Source organism: Methylophaga thalassica (genome assembly GCF_030159795.1).
Lineage (GTDB): Bacteria > Pseudomonadota > Gammaproteobacteria > Nitrosococcales > Methylophagaceae > Methylophaga > Methylophaga thalassica.
Genome location: NZ_BSND01000013.1, coordinates 224,937 through 249,197, shown reverse-complemented (window position 1 = coordinate 249,197; position 24,261 = coordinate 224,937). Strand labels below are relative to the sequence as shown.

Here is a 24,261-nt window from a genome sequence, read left to right as displayed (position 1 = left end):
TGATTCGCTAAATCCGCTTGTTGTGAAATATTGGTTTTTAGAGCCAATAAAAAAATAGAAGATGCGAGTGTCACACAAAGCTTCAGGATATCGCCGCTATTCTTATTCGACTTGATTGGGTTATAATCTAAGCACCAACACATCATCTAAATCTTTGTGTGTAAACGCTAGGGAAAGCTATAAACAGAGATGTTTACCCTCTATACAATTCATTGAGCATTATTCATGGGTGTAAATCACTAGAAATGATAAGCCATCGATTTTTTTGTGTATGTCTTCTTAACCTTTTATTGAGCCTGTCGCTACCCAGCTACGCTCAACTGGAAGCTACAGATGAAGACTTACCCCTGGAAAAAGTCAGTTTACAACTGAAGTGGAAATATCAATATCAGTTTGCTGGCTACATTGCTGCCGTAGAAAAAGGATTTTATAAAGAGGAAGGCCTGGATGTTGAATTACGTCCTCGTCAACCTGACATTAATGTTGTCAATGAGGTCGTCAGCGGAAAAGCGGATTACGGTATCGGTGGTATCGGGATCCTCGCTGAATACGCGAATGGTTCACCGATAAAAGCCTTAGCCGCGATATTCCAGCATGATGCTTTAGTCTTTATGTCACGCTCAGAATCCGGAATTGTCAGTCCTTATGAAATGGCTGGAAAGCGTGTCATGTTTGACGCCAGCAATGGTAATGACGCCATCTTAAGAACCCTGCTGAATGATGCAGAAATCCAGCTGAAAGATATCAATATCATCCCTCAGAAAATGGGCATTGATAGCCTTATCAATAATGAAGTTGATGTCATTTCTGGTTACATCAGCGATCAACCTTATGAGTTTTTGCAGAAAAAAATCCCTATAAACATCATCAATCCGCGTAATTATGGTTTTGATTTTTACGGCGATATTTTATTTACCAGCGATGACGAACTGAAAAAATATCCAGGCCGAGCCCAACGCATGCTGAAAGCCTCGTTAAAAGGCTGGCACTATGCGCTCGAGCATAGTGAAGAGATGATTAATATCATCAAGCAGAAATATGGTGCTGAACAAAGCCTGTCGCGACTTAGATTTGAAGCAAGAGAGACAAAAAAACTAATATTGGCCGATCTAATACCGTTAGGCAGTATTGAGCCTGGTCGCCTGAAACGCATTGCCGATATTTATGCACAGCTGGGGGTCGCCCCTGCTCTGCCAGAAAAAACCCTTAATCACTTCATTCATCAACCCAGCACCATGTTATCTCTCACTGAAGATGAACAGGCATGGCTACAGGCTCATCCCGTTATTAAAGTCGGTGTAGACAAAGACTTCGCTCCCTATGAGTGGATCAACAAGGATGGTGAGTATGTTGGTCTGGCTGCTGAAAATATCAATTTGCTGGAAGAACGATTGGGCGTGAAATTCGACATCATCTCTAATCGAAGCTGGGATGAACTGATGACTATGGCTCAAAACGATGAAATCGACATGCTGGCCTGTCTGAATGAAACCACCGAACGTAAGGAATACTTAACGTTTACCGATCCGTATATTCAAAATCCTGTGGTTATCATTAATACGGATATCAATGGCTACATTGGTTCATTAAAAAATCTGGCTGGTAAAACAGTCGCATTAGAAAAAGGTAACTTTAGTAACGCGCTGCTGAGCGATGAGTACCCTGAAATTACTTTGATGTTCACTGACACACCTCGACAAGCATTGGAAAAAGTAGCTAGAGGCGAGGCAGATGCTTATATAGGAGATGCAGCCTATGCCAATTATCAAATAAAAAACAGCGACCTCATTAATCTTCAATTTGCCGGACAAACGCAAGCCAGAGCGGCATACCGCATGGGTATAGTCAAAAATGAACCAGAACTATTAAGCATCATAAATAAAGTGCTGAGTCAGCTATCTGAGCAAGAAAAGAAAGAAATTGAGTCTCAGTGGCTGGGTATTAAAATCGACTCCGGACCACAACTAAAAACACTGATACAGTTTGGTTCTGGCATCCTGCTGTTGTTTCTATTGTTTAGCTATTGGATTTACCGGCTGCGCCAGTCACGACGAGCCCTTCAGGAAAGTGAGGGACGTTTAAGTGATGTTTTGAACACCTCACCCGTGCCAGAAATCATTATCGATAATCACGGTAAAATTACTTACCTTAATCAAGCGTTTATTACCTCTTTCGGCTATGACCTCAGCGATATTCCAACATTAGATGATTGGTTACTCAGGACCTTCCCCAAAGTAGAAACTCGTGAACGATTTATCACACAAGCTGATATCGCGTTTAACAAACAATACGTTTCTTTCAATTTTGAATCTATTGAAACCGATCTCATCTGTAAAGACGGGCAACGACGCTCTGTCATTGCCAATGCCCGTAAAGTGACCAGTGACACGATACCAGATACATTAATTATTCTTTACGATATTACTGAGCGAAAACGTGCAGAAGAAAAATTAAAACTGTCCGGCAGTGTCTTTACACAAGCACACGAGGGAATTCTCATCACCGACGCGGACGGCCTCATCGTCGATGTAAACCCGGCATTCTCTGAGATAACGGGCTACAGCAGGGAAGAAATATTACATCAGAATCCCTCAATATTACGTTCTGATAAACATGACGCCTTATATTTTGAAGAGATGTGGAATGAACTCCGCCAGCAAGGCCACTGGCAAGGCGAGATATGGAATAAACGCAAAGATGGTCAACTCTATGCTGAGTTACTCACTATTTCTACATTGGTCGATGATTATGGTGAGACCATACATTATCTCGGCATGTTCTCCGACATTACCCAAAGCAAAGAGCAACAGCATGCCCTGGAAATGATGGCGCACTATGATGTACTGACGCAATTGCCTAACAGAACATTATTTGCCGACAGGTTCAAGCAAGCCATCGCCCATAGTAATCGCAATAAGAGTCTGCTTGCTGTGGTCTTTTTAGATTTAGATGGCTTCAAACCTGTTAATGATACCTATGGACATGAAGCGGGGGACCAGTTACTGATTGAAGTCTCTGCCCGTATTCAATCCTGTATCAGGCAAGACGATACCGCATCCCGACTCGGTGGTGATGAATTTGCTTTATTACTCAATGATGTCAGTTCAGCAGAGCACTGTGAAACACTGATAAATCGTATCCGACATGCTATTGAACTGCCCTATCATATTGATGGTAATAGCATCAGTTGCAGTGCGAGTATTGGTATCACCCTTTACCCTCTGGACAATGCCGATGCCGACACCTTGTTACGCCATGCCGACCAGGCAATGTATCAGGCAAAAGTATCTGGCCGCCAACGTCATCATATGTTTGATACACAACAAGACGAGCAAATGTCTCAACAGCAGAATCAATTTAAGTCGATCGAAGATGCTTTGATATCGGATCACCTTGTGCTGTTCTACCAACCCAAGGTGAATATGCGCTCAGGCGACATCATTGGCGCTGAAGCATTAATCCGCTGGCAACATCCTGAACGGGGCTTGATCACACCAGCCCACTTTTTACCTGTTGTTCAAGGAAGTTATCTGGAAATAAACATAGGAAACTGGGTCATTGAGCGCGCCATCAAACAGCTAAACAACTGGATTGAACGTGGCTGGACAATAGAAATGAGCATTAATATTTCGTCACGTCATCTGCAATGGCAAGGTTTGTTTGACCATCTGGACCGTGTTCTAGCCAAGTATCCCAATGTACCTTCTTATCTCATTCAATTAGAAGTTCTGGGAAGTAGTGTTTTAACCGATATTAACAATATCTCTTCTATCATCGAAACCTGCCGCCACACGCTTGGCCTTAAGATTTCACTGGATGATTTTGGCACCGGCTATTCCTCACTGACACATTTACGTCATCTTCCTGTAGATACCGTCAAGATAGATCAAAGTTTTGTACGTGATCTGATTGACGATCCCAATGACTATACGATTATTGATGGCGTTATTGGTCTGACAGACGCTTTCCATCATCAGGTCATCGCTGAAGGTGTAGAAACAACTGAGCATGGCATGATGTTGCTGGCGATGGGCTGCGATTTAGCGCAAGGTTATGCGATCGCTTATCCAATGTCGGCTGATGACTGCAATCAATGGTTCACTGATTACCAACCAAATAAGAAATGGATCGATCTGGCTAATCGTCAGCTTAATGCGGAACAGACCTTACTGGAATTAATGACGCTGCAGATCAATTATTGGCTAAACCGTGTGATTGCCAATCTAGAGTCGAGTCCTGACACTATTACTCATTGGCCACTGATGAATCATAAGAAATGTCACTTCAGTTTATGGCTGGAGCAAGCCAAGAAACAGAATTTGTTTGATAGAGTATGGATAGAGTCGATGAAACTGGCTTATACAGAGCTTTATCATAATGCCAATAGTCTGAAATATCAGTATCAGGAAGACCAGCATCCTATTAATGATGCTGGTATTGCTGAACTGAAAGCCCACTTTAAAACCATTGAATTACTGCTGGATGCCAAAAAACAGCAATAATTAGTTACCAATAAAACGGCCCAGACTTCTTGGGCCATCAGGCATAGCAATCTGCTTGATAACATTCTGGGATTTAGTATCAATCACTGACAAGCTATTACTAAACCAATTAGTCACGTAAGCATATTGACTATCTTCGGTAAAAGACACACTTTCAGGCATTTCGCCCACATCAATTTTTGCGACTCTTTCTAAACGTTTTGTATCAAAAACCCAGACATCATTCGTGCCTTGGTTCGCCACATATAACCACTGATTATCTGGCGTTACAGCAATACCATAGGGTGCCGTACCGGCTTCAAGTGTTTTGATCACCTTGTAATCATCACCATTGATGACCGTCACCGTATTGTCCTGAATTGCTGTGACATAGATACGTCTGCCATCAGGACTCACGGTAACAGCATAAGGTGCTTTACCGGTCTTCACTTCAGCGTACTGACGCGGTGTGTCGGCATCCAGCACGGTTAGTGTGTCACTATTACGATTAGCGACATAGATACGCCTTGCTTCACTATCGATGGCCAAGCCAGCAGGATTTTTACCCACAGATAAAATATCAACGACTAATTTTGTCTCCGGGTTAATCACAACAACGGCATTGCGCTCCCAGTCAGAGACAAAAACCTGATGTTTACCTGAGGGATCCACAGCAACAGCAAAAGGTTGCCCACCCGTTCTGATTTCACCCAGTTTCTTATTGGTTTGCGTATCAATCATGGTCACAACACCCATTTCCGGATGGGTGACGAATAATTGATGACGCTGATTGTCTAAAGAGACACCTACCGGTCCTGTTGCGACATCAACCGCAGTCATGATTTCCTGTTTTTCAATATCAACAACCGTGACCTTACTGGCTGCCTGACTACAGATGTAGGCATGTTGCGCTGCTAGTGGCATAGCCACTAGCAATAAACTCAATGAGAGACCTAAACGCAACTTCACTTATTTCTTCCCTTCAAGTGATTCTTTCAGGCTGGCCATACCTGTTTTGGCAAACGCTTCCATGGCTTTGACTGCTGATTCATCATTGTATTGTTCAGGTGGGAAATTGCCGGTATCCGCACGATAAAAGCGGCCCTTCCAACTCATTTCCGTACCATCGTTCACCTTGCTTAATTCAATACTGACTGTATAAAAGCTCACTGGAAAAGCTTCAATATTCTCTTCTAATAAACGATAACTCAGATAATGTTTCGCATCGTCTTTCTCATCCAGGCTATCAGTAATTTCACCCTTGCCTTTTAACTTGAGAACTCGCGTGCCTTCTTCGGGCGATGTCACTGACTCAACCATGGGATGCCAATCGGCTATGCCATTAAAATCTGAGACTTTTTCCCAAACCTTATCAATCGGTGCAGCAATCACCACTTTTTCATCGATTTTTTGTGGTGTCGGTCCATGAGCGAAAGCAAGGCTGGTGACGAATAATTGACTTGCCATCAAGGCGGTTGCCCATAATTTCATTAAGTGTTCCTCTTTAATTTAAGTGTCGTAAATAGGATGTTATTTAGGGTCGCGATTGGTATGTCCCAATGTCTCAACATGGCCATTAACAATGCCGAACTGGGTATAGCGATAAATTTTGTCAGAGTGTGCTTGCTGCACAAGATCACGATAAATCCAGAACTCAATCGTGCCACTGGCGTTTTCTTTCTTAGCGATGCTGTCAGGCTCACCCAACTCTGTTCTGATAAATTCGGGGGTTTTTCCGGTGAAGTGTTTGAGGAATGCCATTTCCTCATAGGTTTTGTGTGTGGTGGAATCCGCCAGGCTTATTCCGGGGAAAAAAAGTAGTACTGAAAGCAGTAGTGGCAAGAGTTTCATGTTCTTCCTCAAAGTGAATAGAAAACTTGACCATCGTACTGAGCATTGTGCCGATACCGTTAGAGACATGTCCTTGTATTTCATCAGGACCTTTTCATCTATGTCTGCGTGATTTGCTCCCCATCTCATCTTAGGCTATGGGTAAATCGCTGCCTCTGCTTCATACTTTTCTTTTTTAATGACGTATGAATACATTATGGAAGGCCTGCAGCAGCTCAAGCATCACACTGATCACAATCAGCGTAAACACAGTATTAAACGCGACGTCGTCTGGATTACCATCTCGTCACTTATTACTTATCTTGTCGCATCGTATTTGGATCTGGCAGAGCGTTATATCGATTGGACTGCTCTGGGCGAGTTCTATCAGCTTGATGAGATTATTTTTGTATTACTGGTTTTTTGTGCGGGCCTTATCTGGTTTAGCACCCGACGTATTTCAGAGTTATCACTGTCGCTCAAACACAATTTGGCGATGCAGGCAGAATTAAGCCAAAACAATAAAAAAATACGTCAGCTACTCAACGATAAACAGGCCTTAGTCCAACGAATAGCCTTGGTCAGAGAGTCTGAACGCGATCATCTCGCCTCTGAACTTCACGATATCTTTGGTCAACACCTTGCTGCAATGGATGCCAACCTGACTGTCGCCTTAAACCAAACCGACAACCCCACTCTCCAGCCTATCCTCGAATCTGTCATGGACAGTACAACAGTGCTTCGCTCGATTACCCGTAATAAATTACGTCATCTAAAGCCACCGAGCCTTGACAGTATCGGCCTTAAAGGCGCTGTTCGTGAGCTGGTTTCTGAATGGAAACATGCCTTTCAGGGCAGCGAACATCTCTCACTGGAGATACAGGATCATGAAATACCCAAAGCAGTTGCACTGTCGATATATCGAGGCCTACAGGAAGGGCTGAGGAATATTAGCCGTCACGCCAATGCCGATCAGGTTTTTATCTATTTGCATCAATTCCGTGAACCTGGCAATGCCTGTATTCAATTAAAGCTGGAAGATGACGGTCAGGGCTTCAACAGCAATATAGAAGCCCAACAAGGCCTTGGACTTATCAGTATTCGTGAACGTTGTGAGGCTTTAGACGGCGAATTTTATATTGCATCTCGTCAGCCTCAGGGAACCTGCTTAACGATTACGATTCCTTATGACCCAATTATTTGAGTAAACCATCATGTCTAAAACGACTATATTATTGATTGATGATCACGCCATTTTACGAGATGGCTACCAACATTTATTGAACTCTTCAGGGTTTGACGTCATCGGTCAGGCCAGTAATTCAGAAGAAGGTTACCGGCTCTATGTCAGTCATAAACCGGATGTTTGTATCATTGATATCAGCATGCCTGGTGCCGGTGGCCTTGAATGTATTCGCCGCATAACATCCCGTGATCCACAAGCTAAAATTCTTGTTTGCACCATGCACGATGATTCCACGCTGGCTATGCGAGCGATGGATATGGGAGCGCGCGGTTATATCACTAAATCCTGTCCATCATCCGTATTGATTGAAGCCGTTAAAACGATAGCCAGTCGTGGCCACTATCTGAGTACAGAGATTGCTCGCGCCATTGCCATGGAAAAACTGATTCATGCTGATCAGAAAGTACACTCGTTATCACATCAGGAGTTTGCTGTATTTCGCATGGTGGCAGAAGGAAAAAGTATCAATGAAATGGCTGATAACTTAGCTCTGGCGCCTAAAACAGTATCCAATTACAAAACCAATATGATGCGAAAATTAGGCACTAATAATCTGGCCGAAATTATTTTCCTGGCACAAAAAACCGGCCTGATCACTACACCGCCTAGTTAATGGTGGCTAGTGAAAAAGTTCATTATGTTTTTAGACATAGCTCCCATAGAGAAAAACATAAACAACAAATAAATTATTGATATATAAAAACAAAAAACTTAAACAACATAGCCTCACCAGCGAATTAAGGATAACTTCCCTGAACCTTTCAGGTGTCGCTCTCTATCCCCTGTCACAGCAAAGATAAGAAGATGACCTTTGTGCTCAGCCGTGTTTTTTACAGCTGATACACAAAGTCAGCATTGACTGACTCTCAAAACAAATAGGAGGATATATGAGAGAAATGCATCATAGCCGGTGGTCAAAAATCGGTACTGCGCTTGCTGTCTCATCCGCACTCGGATTGATGTCAGGCATGTCAGTTGCAAATGATAAGTTAGTAGAACTGTCTAAAAGCAATGAAAACTGGGTAATGCAAGGGAAAGATTTCTCAGGCACCCACTACAGTACTGCCAAACAAATTAACAAAGACAACGTTAAAAAACTGCGTCCATCATGGTCATTCTCAACAGGTGTACTAAACGGTCATGAAGGTGCACCGCTTGTTGTGAACGGCACTATGTACATTCACACACCTTTCCCGAACAACACTTTTGCTATCGATCTGGATGAGCCAGGTGTGATCAAATGGGAACACAAACCAAAACAAGATCCAGCTGCACGTGCTGTTGCCTGTTGTGACGTTGTTAACCGTGGTCTAGCTTACTGGCCAGGGGATGACAAAGCGCCAGCCATGATCGTGAAAAGCTTACTGGATGGTCACGTTGTCGCATTAAATGCTGAAACAGGTGAAGAATACTGGAAAGTAGAAAATGGTGATATCAGCGTTGGTCAAACAGAAACAGCTGCACCATTTGTTGCTAAAGACTTGGTTATCCAAGGTTCTTCTGGTGCTGAATTAGGTGTTCGTGGTTATGTCACCGCATACGATATTCACACGGGTGAAATGGTATGGCGTTGGTATGCAACGGGTCCTGATGCAGATGTGGGTCTGGATAAAGACTTCAACAAACATAACCCTCACTATGGTCAAAAAGGTCTGGGTACATCTACCTGGGAAGACAACGCATGGAAAATCGGTGGTGGTACTAACTGGGGTTGGTATGCCTACGATCCACAATTAGACATGTTCTACTATGGTTCAGGTAACCCTGCTCCGTGGAACGAAACGATGCGTCCTGGTGATAACAAATGGACGATGACTATCTGGGGTCGTGATCTGGAAACTGGTTTAGCTAAATTCGGTTACCAAAAAACACCTCATGATGAATGGGATTACGCGGGCGTTAACGTCATGATGCTTTCTGAGCAAAAAGACAAAAACGGCAAAATGCGTAAATTGCTGACTCACCCTGACCGTAACGGCATCATCTACACACTGGATCGTGAAACAGGTGACTTAGTGTCTGCTAACAAAATGGATGACACGGCAAACTGGGTAAAAAAAGTCGATCTGGAAACAGGTTTACCAATTCGTGACCCTGAATATGGAACACGTATGGGACACCGTTCACGTGATGTATGTCCATCAGCAATGGGCTTCCATAACCAAGGTTTCGATTCTTACGATCCTAAACGTGAATTGTTCTACTTAGGTATTAACCACCTATGTATGGATTGGGAACCGTTCATGTTGCCATATCGTGCAGGTCAGTTCTTCGTTGGTGCCAACGTATGGACATACCCTGGTCCTAAAGGTGATCGTCAAAACGGAATCGGTTCAGGCCAAGTTAAAGCCTACAACGCGATTACGGGTGAGTTCGCCTGGGAAAAAATGGAGAAATTCTCTGTTTGGGGTGGAACGACTGCAACAGAAGGCGGCTTAGTGTTCTACGGAACATTAGATGGCTTCATCAAAGCACGTGACGCTGATACAGGTAAATTACTGTGGAAATTCAAACTGCCTTCAGGTGTTATCGGTCATCCAATGACTTACACACATAAAGGTACACAGTATGTTGCTATCAACTACGGTGTCGGTGGTTGGCCTGCAGTAGGTCTGGTATTTGACCTGAATGATCCATCAGCTGGTTTAGGTGCAGTAGGTGCCTTTAAAGAACTGGCTAAAAACACTCAAATGGGTGGTGGTGTCATGGTCTTCTCACTTGATGGTAAGAGCCCATATGACGACGTGAGCTTAGGTGAATACGGCATGTAAGCAGTCGCTTACAGGTCAATAACTTAAGACTTATTTCGTTAGAAACCTGGCCAGCAACCATAGGGTTGCTGGCCTCCATCAAAGAGACCAACACGATGAAACGAAACATGAAACAAGCCAAATCAGGTCGGATGTTACCTTCTTTTTTGGCACTCCTATTAGGCAGTGGCTTAGCCTTTAATGCACAAGCCAATACCAGCACGCTCAAAGTGTGTGCAGCCAGTGATGAAATGCCTTATTCAAATAAGCAGCAGGAAGGCTTTGAGAATCAACTGGCAAAAATTCTAGCGGATACCATGGATCGGGAACTAGAGTTCGTCTGGTCCGACAAAGCAGCTATTTTCCTCGTTACTGAGAAGCTGCTTAAAAATCAATGTGATGTCGTCATGGGCGTAGACAAAGGTGATCCTCGTGTCGCGACCAGTGACCCATACTATAAATCGGGTTATGCCTTTATATACCCTGCAGACAAAGGCTTGGATATTAAGAACTGGCAAAGTCCAGCACTGAAAGACATGTCTAAATTTGCCATTGTTCCAGGCAGTCCTTCAGAAGTCATGCTGCGTGAAATTGACAAATATGAAGGCAACTTCAATTACACCATGTCATTAATCGGCTTTAAGTCTCGTCGTAATCAGTATGTCCGTTACGCACCTGACTTACTGGTATCAGAAGTCGTTTCAGGTAAAGCGGATATCGCTCATATCTGGGCACCAGAAGCAGCGCGCTATGTTAAATCAGCCTCCGTTCCACTGAAAATGGTGGTCTCTGAAGAAATTGCGCCAACCCATGATGGAGAAGGTGTCAGACAACAGTTTGAACAAGCGATCGCCGTACGCAGTGATGATCAGGAACTGTTGAAAGAAATCAATACAGCACTGCATAAAGCTGATCCTAAGATCAAAGCCGTATTGAAAGACGAAGGCATCCCACTTTTATAACTCAAATAAAAATACTCTTTGTTACTACAGGAAATTTTTTAAATCATGACTATCAAAACATTTTTGCCAAAGAAGATTCGAGGAATCGCACTGCTTACTGTCTCGGTACTCTCCGTGGCATTGATTCCTGTCGCTCAATCTCAATTGGTTTTCAGAAATACAGTCACTGGTGATGTGCTGGACTTATCTTTTGGCAAGAAAGGTGAAAAAACAGAAGCTGTAGAGCATTTCCTTAATACCGGTGAAAACCTCTACAACACCGATGATGAAGCCATCAAGGCAGGTGAAAGCCTGTTTATGACAGCTTGCTCTGGTTGCCATGGTCATCATGCTGAAGGCAAGTTAGGACCAGCATTAGGAGATGATTATTACACCTATCCTAAAAACGCTAACGATAAAGGCCTCTTCGAAACCATTTATGGTGGTGCCCGTAGCATGATGGGGCCACAGTACAACAACCTCACTAAAGATGAAATCTTGCACATCATGGCCTGGGTAAGAAGTGTTTATTGGGGTTCAGCAGATAAAGCAGACTGGTTGACTGAAGAGCAGAAAGCTAACTTTAAACCAGCAGAAGTGCCAGAAGACTTCAAAGAAGCTATGGATAACTTTAATAAAACTCATCATTAATTAATGGGTGGCATGTTGCCATAGTGGCAGCATGCCAATTCATTATGTCGTCGCAAAAATAAGGAGAGAAATATGAAACTAAAAACAATCGCTGTTGCTTGTTCAGCTCTGATGATGTTGTCAGGTGCAAGTGCAGTTATGGCTTACGATGGTACTAAATGCAAAGCCGCTGGTGATTGCTGGGAAGCCAAACCAGGTTTCCCTGACAAAATCAAAGGTTCTAAGTACGATCCAAAACACAGTGAAAAAGAACTGAACAAACAAGATGCTGCGTTAAAAGCAATGGAAAAACGCAATGCAGAACGTGTTGAACAGTTCAAAAAAACAGGTAAATGGGTTTATTAATCCACTACTGAAGCTGACCGGCCTAATTCTCAGGCCGGTCTTTTCTTTTTCTCCCATGTGAAACCGCTATGAACCAGCTATCTAAAACGTCAACGATAGCGATGTCAGATTGGCATGCGCTTATTGCTAAGATGGAATCCAGTATCAATAACACCATCCTGGGTCAAGAACATATTGTCAGATTGATGACCATTGCTACTCTTTCCAGAGGACATATCCTGCTTGAAGGTGATGTAGGTGTCGGTAAAACCACCTTGCTGAAAACTGTAGCCGAATGTCTGGGTGGTAACTTTGAACGTATTGAGGGCACCATCGATCTGATGCCGCATGACCTCGTCTATTACACCTATATTGCTGAAAATGGTAAACCAGGTGTCAGTTCAGGGCCGGTTCTGAAACATGGAGATGAACTCTCTATCTTCTTTTTCAATGAGATTAACCGGGCACGTCCACAGGTCCACTCTCTGTTATTGAGAATCATGGCCGAACGTAGCGTGCATGCTTTCAACCAAACACACTTTTTCCCTCATTTACAGGTGTTTGCTGATCGTAATCGTATTGAAAAGGATGAAACCTTTGAGCTGCCTGCCGCAGCACGTGATCGCTTTATGATGGAGCTGCATGTTGAGCAGCCAAAATCTGAAGTGCAATTGAAAGACCTGATGTTTAATCCACGTTACCATGATGCCGACAAACTGGTGGATTCAGCGGATAAAGCCATTGTGCCATTCCAGCAATTGAATGATGTTGCTGCCGCCATTCAGGAGCATGTCCACACCAGTGAAAAAGTGCAGGACTACGGCTATCACTTGTGTCGTGCGCTACGTGAACCTGCTGAATATGGCATTCAGATCACTGATGTCGATACAAGCAATATGTTACGTGGTGGTATGGGACCACGCGGGATCAGTTATCTTGCCCGTGGCGCCAGAGTCAATGCCTGGCTCAATGGACGTGATGCATTAGTGCCAGAAGATTTTCATATGATTATCCGGCAAGTCGCCAAGCATCGACTCTTTTTAAACCCCGTTTATGACTACAACCGTGATGAGATTGTTGAATCACTCATCACTGCCGCATTGAATACTATTCAATCACCATGAACCAGACGTTTGATTACAAAACCACTGGCCTGGTCAGTGGCTTAATGCTGGGCTCACATAAAAGTCGGCAGCGAGGTACAGGCGCTGACTTTTATAAAAAATCATTATTTTTGGATGAACCCGATACATCAAGGCTGGACCTGAATGCCAGCCTGACCGATCCTTTTGAGTCTCTGCATGTCAAAAGTTACCGACAACGTAGCAAAATCGATGTGTTATTACTTATCGATGGTTCATCCTCAATGCTCTATGACGAAAAATCGGCATTACTGCATGAAGTCTATGAGAGCACCAAGGCCTCAGTTGAAGCCGCTAATGACCGTTTTTCCTGCTATCTGCTCACGGAAAAACTAATAAAGCTCGATGATATCGATGCCCTAACAACCGAGTTTACGAGGCTTAGCCCCGAGTCCAATCATGCGGAAGCTACTCAACAGGTTTTCCCCGTGTTACCTGGCAAACCTGCACTCATATTTTTAGTCTCAGACTTTCACTGGCCGGAAACACAATTACAGTCATTGATGACCGTTTTATCAGCGCATTTAGTTGTACCCATAGTGTTATGGCAATCCAAAGAGTATCTCGACTTCCCGTTATGGCGATTTGTTGAGCTGACCGATCTTGAAACGGGTGTCAGCTCTCTAGTGTTTATCACCCGTGATCAGAAACAAAAAATTCAGCAACAATATGAAGATCGGAGAGCCTACCTCACACAACAATTCCGCCGCTTTAATCAACAGCCTTTTTGGTTGATTGATCACTATGACGCCAAACAAATGAGTCGATACTTTTCGATGCAGTAGGAACCTTTATGAAGCTTATTAACACCATTTCACTGCTTTTGAGCTTATTTCTGCTGTCTGCTGCCTGTTACGCGGAACCGGTTCTGCCTGCTCAGCTTATCAAAATGGACCAGGGGCGAAATTATGGCCTGATGGTGGGGGATATTATCGAACACCGCTATCTGATTGCCGTGGATGAAGGCTATTCCTTATCTCCATCCTCATTACCTGTAGAAGGTGAACTGACTTACTGGCTGGATCTGAATAGCGTGAGCATGACTTCTGAGCAACAGGGCAAAAAGACCATCTACAATCTTACCCTCCGCTATCAAACATTTTACGCACCCCTTGATGTTCGAACCTTACAGATTCCTGAGCAACAGTTAGTGTTCACAGACAGTGCAAATCAGCGTGTAGAAATCACCTTACCCGACTGGCACTTCATCATGTCACCTATCAAAGAAATTACCGCGAGTGGTGTGGGCAATAATGACGGTAGTGATGGTTTCATGAAAGCGGATATCGCACCTAGAACACACTCACTTTCTCGCTATCAATCCCCCATTATCATCTACGCCAGTTTGTCGATTCTATGCTTGCTTATCTGGGCTGCTCTCGCAGGGTTATTGCCTAAGTTTGATACCTCACCTTTTCACACCGCACGGCGTCAAATCAAGCGTATAAATCGACATAAAAACATCACCGTTGATCAGATTCAACAAGGCTTACAAGCCATGCATGATGCGTTTAATTCACGGGCATCTTATACCGTGTTTGCCTCACAAATTGATGTTTTTATTCAGCAGCAGCCACAATTTAATGAGAGCCGGACACAGATAGAAGATTTTTTTCAGCAATCCAGATGCGTGTTTTTCTTTGATGAAGACCCCAAGCCAAACCTGCTGAACGATTGTATTCGTCTATGCGACAGACTCGCTGCCGCTGACAAAGTGGTTTCCGGTAAGTCATGAATCTCGCCTTTCATCTGCCATGGCTGCTGGTGTTATTACCACTCAGCTTATTACCTTTCTTCAGCAGCTTATTTGAGAGACATGCTACGCCCAGCAAACAGCTCATTAAACTTAATCCGCTGACGATCTGGCTAAACCGCTTAATTAAGCTTGCTGCTTCTCTGGCTATAGCCACAGTCATTATCGGACTCGCTGGTTTGCATAGTCTTGAGCAAATTGTGACTCGTACCGGACAAGGTGCCCATATCGTTTTTGTATTGGACCGCAGTGCCAGTATGAATGAAACCTTCGGCGGCCAGACACCGGATGAAAATGAGCAATCCAAAGCACAAGCAGCCCGGCGTTTACTCTCGGAATTTGTAAATCGCCGTCCCCATGATTTATTCGGAGTAGCCGGTTTTAGTACCCAGCCTTTTTACATCAGCCCGCTGACTGAACATAAAAGTGCAATTCAGGCAGCGATTAATAGTCTGGAGACACCAGGGTTAGCGTTTACTAACGTTGCAAAAGGTTTAGGCATGGGTTTGAGTTATTTCAAAGACCAGCCTCACACCGGATCACGTGTGATCGTTTTGGTCTCCGATGGCGCCGCCACCTTGGATCACCGTGCCCAGAAAACCCTACGTGAATGGTTTGAACGTTACCGGGTAAGTCTGTACTGGTTCTTCTTACGTACTGAAAACGGACAAGGCATCTTCAGTGAGCCCAAATCGCATCGCGATGATAACCCAAGAGTCATGCCTGAACGATATTTACATAAGTTTTTCAATACCTTATCAGTGCCATACCATGCATATGAAGTCGATACGGCAGAATCACTACAAGCCGCTTTGGCTGAGCTGGATGAACTGGAAAGCCTGCCATTAATTTATCAAGAAAAGCTTCCAAAACAGAGCCTCTCAGCATGGTGTTATGGCTTTGCTTTGTTTTTTGTTTTGTTACTTGTTGCAGTGAAATCTTTGGAGAAACGCTCATGATGTTGCGCCGTATTTATCTACAACATCTAACGCTGGCGATTAGCCTCGTTTTTCTTACCCTACTCGGCCTGCAAATAATAGAAAGGCAACATCAGCAAGACATCAACGATGCAATACGTTTGCTACAGTCACCACGCTTAGTGGAGGCTACTGAGATTGATCTGACAGAGCCCGAAGTACAGTTTGCCTATGCTCATCATTTGCAACAACGCGGTATGTTCGAGGATGCTGTCGATGCCTATGGCAAAGCCGAACGGATCAGCTCTCCAGCCATGTTAAAACTGGTTTACTACAATATGGGCAATCTCTATCTACAACAGGCGATTGAAACGGCTGAAAAAATGGGGATTGATCGTGCAACAGCTTTGGCTGATGTGGCAAAAGATCTCTATAAATCTGCATTAAAAAAAGATCCCGAGTTTTGGGCAGCCAAATATAATTTCGAAGCAGCACAACGATTATCCCGAGACTTGCCTCTCGGCGATCTACAAGAGTCTGGTGAAGTGCAGGAAAGCTCAGAAGAGCTGTGGTCAGCCATGCCTGGTTTTCCCTTAGGTCTGCCTTAGGTTGTTATGATGAAGCGTTTATATGCACTGATAGCTGCCGCCGTCTTATTACTGATAGCCATCGTTCTGCCTCCTTTACCCTTCACAGTAAAAAGCTATGACTTTGTGTTTGTGCTTGATATTACCCGTAGCATGAATGTGCAGGACTATTCTGATAAACACGGCGGTGCAATCAGTCGTTTAGAAAAAGCGAAAACCGCTATGCTGAATGCGGCCAGAAGCCTGCCATGTGGCTCAAAAGTAGGCTTAGCTGTATTTACCGAACGCGTACCTGCTTTACTCTATTCACCCATTGAGGTATGTAGTGATTACCCTGTTCTTGAGGCCAGTATTCATGCACTCGACTGGCGAATGGCCTGGGTAGCTGATAGTAATATCGGTCAGGCTTTATATAATACGCGTGAGCTGATGCTGAATGATGTGCTCGCTGGCAGTAAATTAGTCTTTTTTACCGATGGTCACGAAGCACCGCCCATCAATCCACGTTATGCTCCCGATTTCAGTTATCTAGATACAGAAGATCAAAAAGAAGATTGGAAGGCAGGCATGATTATTGGTGTCGGTGAACTGGGTCTGAGTAAAATTCCCAAGTTTGACGAGGATGGTGTACAGATAGGTTTCTATACTGCTGAAGATGTGCCTCATGCTTCACGCTTTGGCCTACCGGAGGATCCCAGCAAGGTCGAGGGATACATTCCACGTAATGGCCCATGGGGCACGGCCAAAGCCGTTGGCATCGAACACCTATCCAGCCTCAAACAAGACTATTTAATGGATCTGGCTCAACAAAACCATATGCTCTATCACCACTTGGAAAACAATAGGGATATGGCCAAGGCACTACAAAACACTGATTTTGCTTATGAGGCAACACAGCCCACGCAGTTTAATAAAATAGCGGCGGCATTAGCACTATTACTGCTTCTCTATTGCTATCAGCCTTTCAGACCTAAATGGCCTGCCAGAAAGTAAACACTTCTCCTGGCTACTCTAAATTACACCGATAAGATATTCCTATCTTTTGATTAATACCTATCTAGGCTTGTCCATCTTTTTTTGCTCTGTGCTGGCGTCGACTCTGACAAATCTGTGCATGATTGCTGTCAGCCCAGGCAATAAGGGCTTGCATAGGTTCAAGAAATGAATGGCCAAGAGGACTGAGTTTATATTCCACTTTCGGTGGCACCTCGGCATAGATCTTACGTTCAATAAACCCGTCCTGCTCTAATCGTTTTAAAGTGCGAGATAACATCTGTCGGGAGATATCACCAATTTCACGATGAAGTTCATTAAAGCGCAAAGTCGCCGGCGCTAATGTGGTTAGGATTAATAAACTCCACTGATCGCCGATTCTATCCAACACATCTCGTATCGGACAAGGATGGTCAAACTCAGTCTCTGTCTGCGTTTCGACAGAATTAGTCGTTGTCATGGTCACCTCCAAGTAACTTAGTACGCTGAAATTGACTTCTTGTCAGCTCAAGAAAAAGTATCTACGCTTAACTCAAAGGTCTACATTATAGACCTAATATTTATTAGATACTATTAGGAGGTTTATTATGTCAAACATTGCCATCATTGGCGCTTCTGGAGAAGTTGGTTCAAGAATAGTCAAAGAACTATCAAACAGACATCATCAGATTACGGCTATCTCACGTCATCCAGAAAACATTCCATCATTACCCGGCGTAACTGTATTAAAAGCCGATCTGCTTAACATCGATGACATTGTTCCACATCTTAGGGGGCATGACGTCGTGGTAAGCGCCGTAAAATTTAATGATACTGAAGCAAAACACATTATCGATGTGGTTAAAAAATCCGGCGTGCCGCGCTATTTAGTAGTTGGTGGTGCTGGCAGTCTGGAAGTAAAACCCGGACTTCGTCTCATCGACACACCTGAATTCCCAAAAGCCTATAAGGCTGAAGCAAACAAAGGGGCAGACTTTCTCGATGAAATACAAAAAGAAACGGAGCTTAACTGGACCTTCTTATCCCCATCAGCCCTGTTTGGCCCAGGTGAACGTACAGGTCAGTTCAGGCTGGGTAAAGACACTCTTCTCACCTCAGACAATGGCAGCCACATCTCATATGAAGATTATGCTGTGGCTCTGGTCGATGAGATTGAAACACCACAACACCCTCGCCAACGTTTTACTGTCGGTTATTAAAAAATATCAAGGAAATAATAATGAAAACACTATCACGAAAAGTCTTCCCGGTCCTGCTTAGCCTTGGTTTAGTATTATTCACCGCAAATGTGACTGCTGAACCAGCTAGCCATCGGGATCTGGCTAAAGAGGAAGCCAATCGTCAACTTGTTATCCACTTTTATAATCAGTTTTTTAACCAACATAAGGTTGAGCAAGCGGCAAAGGTTCTGGCTGAGGACTATATCCAACACAATCCTGATGTTCCTGATGGCAAAGCGCCTTTGCTTGACTACTTCGAGGGATATTTCAAAACACATCCACAATCCAGAGCAGATATTGTCAGAAGTGCGACAGATAATGATCTTGTGTTTCTGCATGTGCACTCTGTTGAAAATGCAGACGATCGTGGACAAGCGGTTGTTGATATTTTCCGCGTAGAAAATGGCGTAATAGTTGAACACTGGGATGTTATTCAAGCTGTGCCAGAAACCTCAGCCAACGACAATACTATGTTTTGAACCTGATGAGGTCATAGTTTGGGCTGATTTTAAGGCTGAACCTAACCAAGCCATGTATACGTTGATTTCATCACTATACAAATTCACAGGCGAAAAAAAAGCCGGAGCAGAAACTCCGGCTTTTGAATCTGTTGGTGGCTATGGGTGGATTCGAACCACCGACCCCATCATTATGAGTGATGTGCTCTAACCAACTGAGCTACATAGCCACACGAAGCGCGAAATAATACGATATAAATGCTTAAGTTTCAAGTGAAAAGATCATATTTATAACCAGTCACTCAACTGGATACCAAAGCCGATACTATTGGAGTGAGCATCATAGTCAATCAGGCTTTCTCCATAGCCATTAAACCATTGCACATAACCTTTCACACGGTCTGTCAGCGGGAAGCTCCAGCCTAACTGAACAGCGCCATAGTTATCATCAAAATTCAGGTTATTCCGCAGCAGAATATCGAAGCTGTGATTATCCATTTTATAGACAGCGCCGAATTCAAAGTTACCCATATATTCTTCGATATCCGGATTATCGTCATCGCTGCTGCTATCAGGGATTCGCCACCATGGTTTAAATGAGTAGTACCAATCATTGTGCTCAAACACGAAGTCCGCATAAACCCGGTTCCAGCTACGTGATAACTCACCTGCCTGACCATTTGACTGGTGGACAATACCTGTACGAATAAGTGAATTTTTTATACCAAACAATTCATAATCGTTTTTGAATGATAACCAGGCTTCCGGTTCATGATCAGACTCACGGAAAGGCGAAGAACTGTGTTTATTAAACTGCTGCCAAAATGACCGGTTGGTATAAGCTACATAGGCATCAGCCCGACCATTGAAGAGAGCGTAAGCCACTGGCAGCTTCAGGCTGATTTGGAACTTGGTTTCCCACGGCTGCAAATGAATATTGTCATTCGGATAAGCTGCTTCAAATGGCGCTTCATTCGGAGCAGACATATTATTACTTAAGATAATGTAATTCGGTTTATGCGGTAATAATACAAACGGGTTTTTGGCTTCTTTCTTTTCCAGAAATAAGCGTCGGGTAATGGCCGACTTGTCTTCTGTCTCTAAACCCGTACTGGTTACTTTAACGTCAACAGGCTCAGGATTGGGGGAGGCTTCCTCAATAGTGTTCTGGGTGATTGAGGAGTCACATAATTGTTTAATATCCCCGACTGACATGGTGTCATCTGCTGTCGCCAGTTGAGTGAGCAAGCATTGATTTAACTTATCATCGGCATTGACCAGTGGTGTATAACCGATAGCTAACGATAAGAAGTAAAAGGAGAATGATGCCGTCTTCATAGCTTGCCTATGTCAGAAAGAAATAAGAACTCACGACATCATATCCCAGAATGCTAGACGTTGAAGCGGAAATGCATGACATCGCCATCTTTGATGACATATTCTTTGCCTTCCAGACGCCACTTACCGGCATCTTTCGCGCCTTGCTCACCATTGTATTGAACAAAATCATCGTAGCTGATGACTTCTGCGCGGATAAACCCTTTCTGAAAGTCAGTGTGAATAACACCAGCGCCTTCCGGTGCTGTCGCGCCTACTTTCACCGTCCATGCCCGCACTTCTTTTACACCGGCTGTAAAATAAGTATGTAAACCAAGCAATTCATAACCGGCACGGATAACACGATTCAAACCCGGCTCGTCTTGCCCGATTTCACTTAGAAATTCGACTTTTTCATCGTCTTCCAAGCCTGCGATTTCTGATTCAATCGCCGCACAAATCGCGACAACATTAGCATTTTCTTGCTCAGCGAATTGTTTAACGGCATCTAAAGCAGCGTTATTCTCAAAACCATCTTCAGAGACATTGGCAATATACATGGTGGGTTTGATCGTCAGCAGATGTAAGTCACGAATCAAAGCCAGTTGTTCTTTATCAAAGCCCATGGCACGAACAGGTTTGCCACTATCCAGTTCATCACGCATTTGCGTGAGTAGCTCTAATCTGGCTTTAGCCGTTTTGTCACCACTTTTGGCATCACGAGTCGTTTTGGTGATGGCTTTTTCAACACTTTCCAAGTCCGCAAGCGCTAACTCGGTATTAATCACTTCAATATCATCCAAAGGTGACACTTTACCGGCGACATGCACGATATTGTCATCTTCAAAACAACGTACTACGTGTGCAATCGCATCTGTCTCGCGAATATTGGCCAGAAATTTATTGCCCAGACCCTCACCTTTTGAGGCACCCGCCACCAGGCCAGCGATATCGACAAATTCCATCGTGGTAGGTAAAACGCGTTCTGGATTTACTATAGCTGCCAGTTTATCCATACGTGGATCAGGTACGGGAACGATGCCGACATTAGGCTCAATAGTACAAAAAGGATAGTTCTGCGCATCGATACCGGCTTCAGTCAATGCATTAAACAAGGTTGATTTGCCAACATTAGGTAAACCGACGATACCGCACTTAAATCCCATGAGAAATCCTATTGTGAATGTAGCCAGTTCATAGCCTTATCCATATTTCCGGATAACACCTCTGGCAAAATACGTAAAACATTATCGATGGCTTGCTCGATCTGTTGGCGATCGGTCGGTGACGGTTTACTGAGAACATAATCAGAAACCAGCTTGCTATGACCAGGATGACCGATACCCAAACGACAGCGCAGAAATTGCTTGCCACCCGTCTGAGCAATAATATCCCTCAGTCCATTATGCCCGCCATGACCGCCATCGCGTTTCAGTTTAACGGTTCCGGGAGACAAATCTAATTCATCATGAATAACGAGAATATTCTCTAACGGAATTTTGAAGAAATTCGCTAACGGGGCAACAGACTGACCGCTTCTGTTCATAAAAGTCAGTGGTTTGAGCAAAAAAACTTTATGACCATCCAGAGAGCATTGAACCAGCTCCCCGTGATATCGGTTTTGAACAGTGAAGTTCACCCCGAGCTCACGAGCCAGCTGGTCCAAAAGCCAGAACCCGACGTTATGCCGGGTTCCTTCATACTGGGAGCCGGGATTACCTAAACCGGCAATGATCCAGCTCCCCATCTAAAGATTACTCTTCAGTTGCTTCTTCATCACCCTCTGCGTCTTCAGCTTCATCATCCACTGAATGTACGCGAGGCATATGAATATTGACCACTGCTTGGTCATAAGCAGAACGTTCACCTTCTTCAAGGTGCTCTTCCTGACCGTGTGACAACGCAGGTAAGCTAACGCCTTTAGGCAGAACAAGTTCTGATAAGTGAATAGCGTGATCTAATTCCAGCTTGCTGATATCTACCTCAATGAACTCTGGCAGATCAGCTGGTAAACAAGCAATTTCAACCTCAGTCATCACGTGAGAAACCACACCACCGGCTTTCACACCTACGGCTTTTTCTTCGCCGATGAAATGAAGAGGAACAGTCATTGTCATTTCATGTTTTGCATCAACACGCAGGAAATCAGCGTGAATGATTTTGTTGTCATTGGCAGGATGACGTTGCAGGTCTTTTAATACAACTTGCTCTTTTTTCTTGCCAATGTTCAGCGTCAGAATGTGAGCATAAAATGCTTCTTCAGCTAAATGACGAATGAATTGGTTGTGATCTAAAGCGATCGAAACTGGCTCTTTTTCAGCGCCATAAACAACAGCTGGTACTTTACCCGCATGACGAAGGCGGCGGCTCGCACCTTTCCCCTCATCAGTACGCGCTTCAGCTTGTACTTCAAATAAGTTTTCCATTTTTTTCTCCAAAAACAATGGACTTTTGCCCATCAAAAATGCCGCTTTTTAAGCGGCGTAAGCCTCCCCCGCGACCAGGTTCGGCACGTAAAAGTCAGCCGTAGCTAACTAATCCATATACAAGGAGCTGACTGACTCCTCGTTGCTAATTCTGTACATCGCTTCTGCCAGCATTTCTGCAATGCTTAACACGCGAATTTTTTCACATTCCTGCGCATGCGGCTGCAATGGAATGGTATCGGTTACCACTAGTTCATCCAGTACTGAGTTGCTGATATTTTTTATAGCTGGGCCCGATAAAACCGGATGTGTTGTGTAGGCGACCACACGGGTAGCGCCATGTTCTTTTAGTGCAGCAGAGGCCGCACATAATGTACCGGCAGTATCCACCATGTCATCAATCAACACACACACGCGACCATCCACATCACCAATGATATTCATCACTTTGGCTTCATTAGCGCGGGGACGACGTTTATCAATAATGGCTAATTCAACACCGAGATGTTTCGCTAAGGCACGCGCTCTGACTACACCACCCACGTCAGGCGAGACGACCACTAGGTCTTCGTATTTATGCTTCCAGATATCACCCAGTAACACCGGTGAGGCATAAACATTATCAACAGGGCAATCAAAAAAGCCCTGAATTTGATCAGCATGTAAATCGACGGTTAAAACGCGGTCTGCACCAACGCCAGTCAGCATATTCGCTACGACTTTCGCGGTAATCGCTACACGCGCTGAACGAGGACGACGATCTTGTCGTGAATAACCAAAATAAGGCACAACCAGCGTAATACGCTTTGCTGATGCACGACGGATGGCATCGGTCATCACCATCAATTCCATCAGGTGATCATTGGTTGGCATGCAGGTAGGTTGAACGATAAAGACGTCTTTACCACGTACGTTATCAAGGATTTCAACCATGATTTCGCCGTCACTGAATTTTTCCACCGTGGCTTTGCCAAGGGAAATATTGAGGAAATTGGCGATGCTTTGAGCCAGCTTACGATTGGCATTACCAGTGAATACCATCATACGGCTGTCGGCTGTTCGTTGTTGTAACTGGAGAAGTCGGTTTTGTGTCACGGTAGAGGCGCCGAGTTTTCTATCAAAAAAACAAAAGAGTGGCTGGGGTACCAGGATTCGAACCTGGGAATGCTGGGATCAAAACCCAGTGCCTTACCGCTTGGCGATACCCCAACTGACAAAACTCATT

The 24,261-nt window shown here is 44.1% G+C and carries 24 protein-coding genes and 2 tRNA genes; 15 read left to right on the top strand and 11 right to left on the bottom strand.

What is annotated here, in order from left to right:
- Positions 1-245: 245 nt before the first annotated feature.
- On the top strand, positions 246-4,502 hold the full coding sequence (locus QQL60_RS14030) for an EAL domain-containing protein (RefSeq protein WP_284723669.1): 4,257 nt from the start codon (positions 246-248) through the stop codon (positions 4,500-4,502).
- On the opposite strand, the gene QQL60_RS14025 is transcribed toward QQL60_RS14030, so the two are convergent.
- The 3 genes from QQL60_RS14025 to QQL60_RS14015 are packed head-to-tail and all read right to left on the bottom strand — an operon-like array spanning position 4,503 to position 6,332.
- Positions 4,503-5,450 carry a YncE family protein gene (locus QQL60_RS14025; RefSeq protein WP_284723668.1) on the bottom strand — a complete coding sequence of 316 codons (948 nt, stop codon included), beginning with the start codon at positions 5,448-5,450 and terminating at the stop codon, positions 4,503-4,505.
- On the bottom strand, positions 5,451-5,972 hold the full coding sequence (locus tag QQL60_RS14020) for an SRPBCC family protein (RefSeq protein ID WP_007144407.1): 522 nt from the start codon (positions 5,970-5,972) through the stop codon (positions 5,451-5,453).
- A 39-nt stretch (positions 5,973-6,011) separates the two neighbouring features.
- Entirely contained in the window at positions 6,012-6,332 is a 321-nt protein-coding gene (locus tag QQL60_RS14015; protein WP_273182980.1) for a hypothetical protein, read from the bottom strand.
- 196 nt (positions 6,333-6,528) lie between these two features.
- Here QQL60_RS14015 and QQL60_RS14010 point away from each other — a divergent pair, with 196 nt between their 5' ends.
- The 12 genes from QQL60_RS14010 to QQL60_RS13955 all read left to right on the top strand — a co-directional run bounded on the left by QQL60_RS14010 (position 6,529) and on the right by QQL60_RS13955 (position 17,615).
- Positions 6,529-7,515 (top strand): sensor histidine kinase, encoded by a 987-nt coding sequence (locus QQL60_RS14010; RefSeq protein WP_284723667.1) that lies wholly within the window; start codon positions 6,529-6,531, stop codon positions 7,513-7,515.
- 10 nt (positions 7,516-7,525) lie between these two features.
- A complete protein-coding gene (locus QQL60_RS14005; RefSeq protein ID WP_007144404.1) occupies positions 7,526-8,170 on the top strand; it encodes a response regulator transcription factor in 645 nt (214 codons plus the stop codon).
- Positions 8,171-8,444: 274 nt separating this feature from the next.
- Positions 8,445-10,328, top strand: a complete 1,884-nt coding sequence (locus QQL60_RS14000) for a methanol/ethanol family PQQ-dependent dehydrogenase (protein WP_007144403.1) — start codon at positions 8,445-8,447, stop codon at positions 10,326-10,328.
- Between the two features lie 95 nt (positions 10,329-10,423).
- Complete coding sequence (gene moxJ / locus QQL60_RS13995) at positions 10,424-11,269, top strand: methanol oxidation system protein MoxJ (protein WP_284723666.1); 846 nt, start codon at positions 10,424-10,426, stop codon at positions 11,267-11,269.
- A 45-nt stretch (positions 11,270-11,314) separates the two neighbouring features.
- Positions 11,315-11,899: a cytochrome c(L), periplasmic gene (moxG, locus tag QQL60_RS13990; RefSeq protein WP_284723665.1), complete on the top strand. Its 585-nt coding sequence runs from the start codon at positions 11,315-11,317 to the stop codon at positions 11,897-11,899.
- A gap of 72 nt (positions 11,900-11,971) precedes the next feature.
- Positions 11,972-12,244, top strand: a complete 273-nt coding sequence (locus QQL60_RS13985) for a methanol dehydrogenase (protein WP_007144400.1) — start codon at positions 11,972-11,974, stop codon at positions 12,242-12,244.
- Positions 12,245-12,312: 68 nt separating this feature from the next.
- A complete protein-coding gene (locus QQL60_RS13980; protein ID WP_284723664.1) occupies positions 12,313-13,347 on the top strand; it encodes an AAA family ATPase in 1,035 nt (344 codons plus the stop codon).
- Positions 13,344-14,150 (top strand): DUF58 domain-containing protein, encoded by an 807-nt coding sequence (locus QQL60_RS13975; RefSeq protein ID WP_284723663.1) that lies wholly within the window; start codon positions 13,344-13,346, stop codon positions 14,148-14,150. The genes QQL60_RS13980 and QQL60_RS13975 overlap by 4 nt, the downstream gene beginning before the upstream one ends.
- Positions 14,151-14,158: 8 nt before the next feature.
- Positions 14,159-15,100: a hypothetical protein gene (locus QQL60_RS13970; protein ID WP_284723662.1), complete on the top strand. Its 942-nt coding sequence runs from the start codon at positions 14,159-14,161 to the stop codon at positions 15,098-15,100.
- Complete coding sequence (locus tag QQL60_RS13965) at positions 15,097-16,077, top strand: vWA domain-containing protein (RefSeq protein ID WP_007144396.1); 981 nt, start codon at positions 15,097-15,099, stop codon at positions 16,075-16,077. Before QQL60_RS13970 ends, QQL60_RS13965 begins: the two co-directional genes overlap by 4 nt.
- On the top strand, positions 16,074-16,643 hold the full coding sequence (locus QQL60_RS13960) for a hypothetical protein (RefSeq protein WP_007144395.1): 570 nt from the start codon (positions 16,074-16,076) through the stop codon (positions 16,641-16,643). The genes QQL60_RS13965 and QQL60_RS13960 overlap by 4 nt, the downstream gene beginning before the upstream one ends.
- A 6-nt stretch (positions 16,644-16,649) precedes the next feature.
- The gene (locus tag QQL60_RS13955) at positions 16,650-17,615 is read left to right on the top strand and encodes a vWA domain-containing protein (protein WP_284723661.1); all 966 of its coding nucleotides are present in this window, start codon (positions 16,650-16,652) and stop codon (positions 17,613-17,615) included.
- A gap of 64 nt (positions 17,616-17,679) precedes the next feature.
- Here the strand turns inward: QQL60_RS13955 and QQL60_RS13950 are convergent, their stop codons facing one another.
- The gene (locus QQL60_RS13950; protein WP_007144393.1) at positions 17,680-18,075 is read right to left on the bottom strand and encodes a winged helix-turn-helix transcriptional regulator; all 396 of its coding nucleotides are present in this window, start codon (positions 18,073-18,075) and stop codon (positions 17,680-17,682) included.
- 127 nt (positions 18,076-18,202) lie between these two features.
- Between QQL60_RS13950 and QQL60_RS13945 the strand changes: the two genes are divergently transcribed.
- Both QQL60_RS13945 and QQL60_RS13940 read left to right on the top strand, forming a co-directional pair.
- Entirely contained in the window at positions 18,203-18,814 is a 612-nt protein-coding gene (locus QQL60_RS13945) for an NAD(P)-dependent oxidoreductase (protein WP_007144392.1), read from the top strand.
- A 20-nt stretch (positions 18,815-18,834) separates the two neighbouring features.
- A complete protein-coding gene (locus tag QQL60_RS13940; protein ID WP_007144391.1) occupies positions 18,835-19,314 on the top strand; it encodes a nuclear transport factor 2 family protein in 480 nt (159 codons plus the stop codon).
- Positions 19,315-19,446: 132 nt separating this feature from the next.
- On the opposite strand, the gene QQL60_RS13935 is transcribed toward QQL60_RS13940, so the two are convergent.
- The 7 genes from QQL60_RS13935 to QQL60_RS13905 form a co-directional block, all read right to left on the bottom strand.
- Positions 19,447-19,523, bottom strand: a tRNA-Met gene (locus tag QQL60_RS13935).
- Between the two features lie 58 nt (positions 19,524-19,581).
- Positions 19,582-20,631, bottom strand: a complete 1,050-nt coding sequence (locus tag QQL60_RS13930; RefSeq protein ID WP_284723660.1) for a phospholipase A — start codon at positions 20,629-20,631, stop codon at positions 19,582-19,584.
- 53 nt (positions 20,632-20,684) lie between these two features.
- Positions 20,685-21,776 (bottom strand): redox-regulated ATPase YchF, encoded by a 1,092-nt coding sequence (gene ychF, locus QQL60_RS13925; RefSeq protein WP_007144389.1) that lies wholly within the window; start codon positions 21,774-21,776, stop codon positions 20,685-20,687.
- A gap of 8 nt (positions 21,777-21,784) precedes the next feature.
- Positions 21,785-22,357 (bottom strand): aminoacyl-tRNA hydrolase, encoded by a 573-nt coding sequence (gene pth, locus QQL60_RS13920; RefSeq protein ID WP_007144388.1) that lies wholly within the window; start codon positions 22,355-22,357, stop codon positions 21,785-21,787.
- A 7-nt stretch (positions 22,358-22,364) separates the two neighbouring features.
- The gene (locus tag QQL60_RS13915; protein ID WP_040576141.1) at positions 22,365-23,036 is read right to left on the bottom strand and encodes a 50S ribosomal protein L25/general stress protein Ctc; all 672 of its coding nucleotides are present in this window, start codon (positions 23,034-23,036) and stop codon (positions 22,365-22,367) included.
- Between the two features lie 108 nt (positions 23,037-23,144).
- A complete protein-coding gene (locus QQL60_RS13910) occupies positions 23,145-24,080 on the bottom strand; it encodes a ribose-phosphate diphosphokinase (protein WP_177207333.1) in 936 nt (311 codons plus the stop codon).
- A gap of 90 nt (positions 24,081-24,170) precedes the next feature.
- Positions 24,171-24,245, bottom strand: a tRNA-Gln gene (locus QQL60_RS13905).
- Between the last annotated feature and the right edge of the window lie 16 nt (positions 24,246-24,261).

Bases quoted from the DNA above. Each gene is read 5' to 3' on its own strand.
- QQL60_RS13965 (WP_007144396.1), top strand. From the start codon at position 15,097: ATGAATCTCGCCTTTCATCTGCCATGGCTGCTGGTGTTATTACCACTC.
- QQL60_RS13980 (WP_284723664.1), top strand. From the start codon at position 12,313: ATGAACCAGCTATCTAAAACGTCAACGATAGCGATGTCAGATTGGCAT.
- QQL60_RS13955 (WP_284723661.1), top strand. From the start codon at position 16,650: ATGATGAAGCGTTTATATGCACTGATAGCTGCCGCCGTCTTATTACTG.
- moxJ (WP_284723666.1), top strand. From the start codon at position 10,424: ATGAAACGAAACATGAAACAAGCCAAATCAGGTCGGATGTTACCTTCT.
- QQL60_RS13975 (WP_284723663.1), top strand. From the start codon at position 13,344: ATGAACCAGACGTTTGATTACAAAACCACTGGCCTGGTCAGTGGCTTA.
- QQL60_RS13985 (WP_007144400.1), top strand. From the start codon at position 11,972: ATGAAACTAAAAACAATCGCTGTTGCTTGTTCAGCTCTGATGATGTTG.
- moxG (WP_284723665.1), top strand. From the start codon at position 11,315: ATGACTATCAAAACATTTTTGCCAAAGAAGATTCGAGGAATCGCACTG.
- QQL60_RS14005 (WP_007144404.1), top strand. From the start codon at position 7,526: ATGTCTAAAACGACTATATTATTGATTGATGATCACGCCATTTTACGA.
- QQL60_RS13960 (WP_007144395.1), top strand. From the start codon at position 16,074: ATGATGTTGCGCCGTATTTATCTACAACATCTAACGCTGGCGATTAGC.
- QQL60_RS14030 (WP_284723669.1), top strand. From the start codon at position 246: ATGATAAGCCATCGATTTTTTTGTGTATGTCTTCTTAACCTTTTATTG.
- pth (WP_007144388.1), bottom strand. From the start codon at position 22,357: ATGGGGAGCTGGATCATTGCCGGTTTAGGTAATCCCGGCTCCCAGTAT.
- QQL60_RS14015 (WP_273182980.1), bottom strand. From the start codon at position 6,332: ATGAAACTCTTGCCACTACTGCTTTCAGTACTACTTTTTTTCCCCGGA.
- QQL60_RS13915 (WP_040576141.1), bottom strand. From the start codon at position 23,036: ATGGAAAACTTATTTGAAGTACAAGCTGAAGCGCGTACTGATGAGGGG.
- QQL60_RS13910 (WP_177207333.1), bottom strand. From the start codon at position 24,080: ATGATGGTATTCACTGGTAATGCCAATCGTAAGCTGGCTCAAAGCATC.
- QQL60_RS13930 (WP_284723660.1), bottom strand. From the start codon at position 20,631: ATGAAGACGGCATCATTCTCCTTTTACTTCTTATCGTTAGCTATCGGT.
- QQL60_RS14020 (WP_007144407.1), bottom strand. From the start codon at position 5,972: ATGAAATTATGGGCAACCGCCTTGATGGCAAGTCAATTATTCGTCACC.
- QQL60_RS13970 (WP_284723662.1), top strand. From the start codon at position 14,159: ATGAAGCTTATTAACACCATTTCACTGCTTTTGAGCTTATTTCTGCTG.
- QQL60_RS13945 (WP_007144392.1), top strand. From the start codon at position 18,203: ATGTCAAACATTGCCATCATTGGCGCTTCTGGAGAAGTTGGTTCAAGA.
- QQL60_RS14000 (WP_007144403.1), top strand. From the start codon at position 8,445: ATGAGAGAAATGCATCATAGCCGGTGGTCAAAAATCGGTACTGCGCTT.
- QQL60_RS14010 (WP_284723667.1), top strand. From the start codon at position 6,529: ATGGAAGGCCTGCAGCAGCTCAAGCATCACACTGATCACAATCAGCGT.
- ychF (WP_007144389.1), bottom strand. From the start codon at position 21,776: ATGGGATTTAAGTGCGGTATCGTCGGTTTACCTAATGTTGGCAAATCA.
- QQL60_RS13950 (WP_007144393.1), bottom strand. From the start codon at position 18,075: ATGACAACGACTAATTCTGTCGAAACGCAGACAGAGACTGAGTTTGAC.
- QQL60_RS13940 (WP_007144391.1), top strand. From the start codon at position 18,835: ATGAAAACACTATCACGAAAAGTCTTCCCGGTCCTGCTTAGCCTTGGT.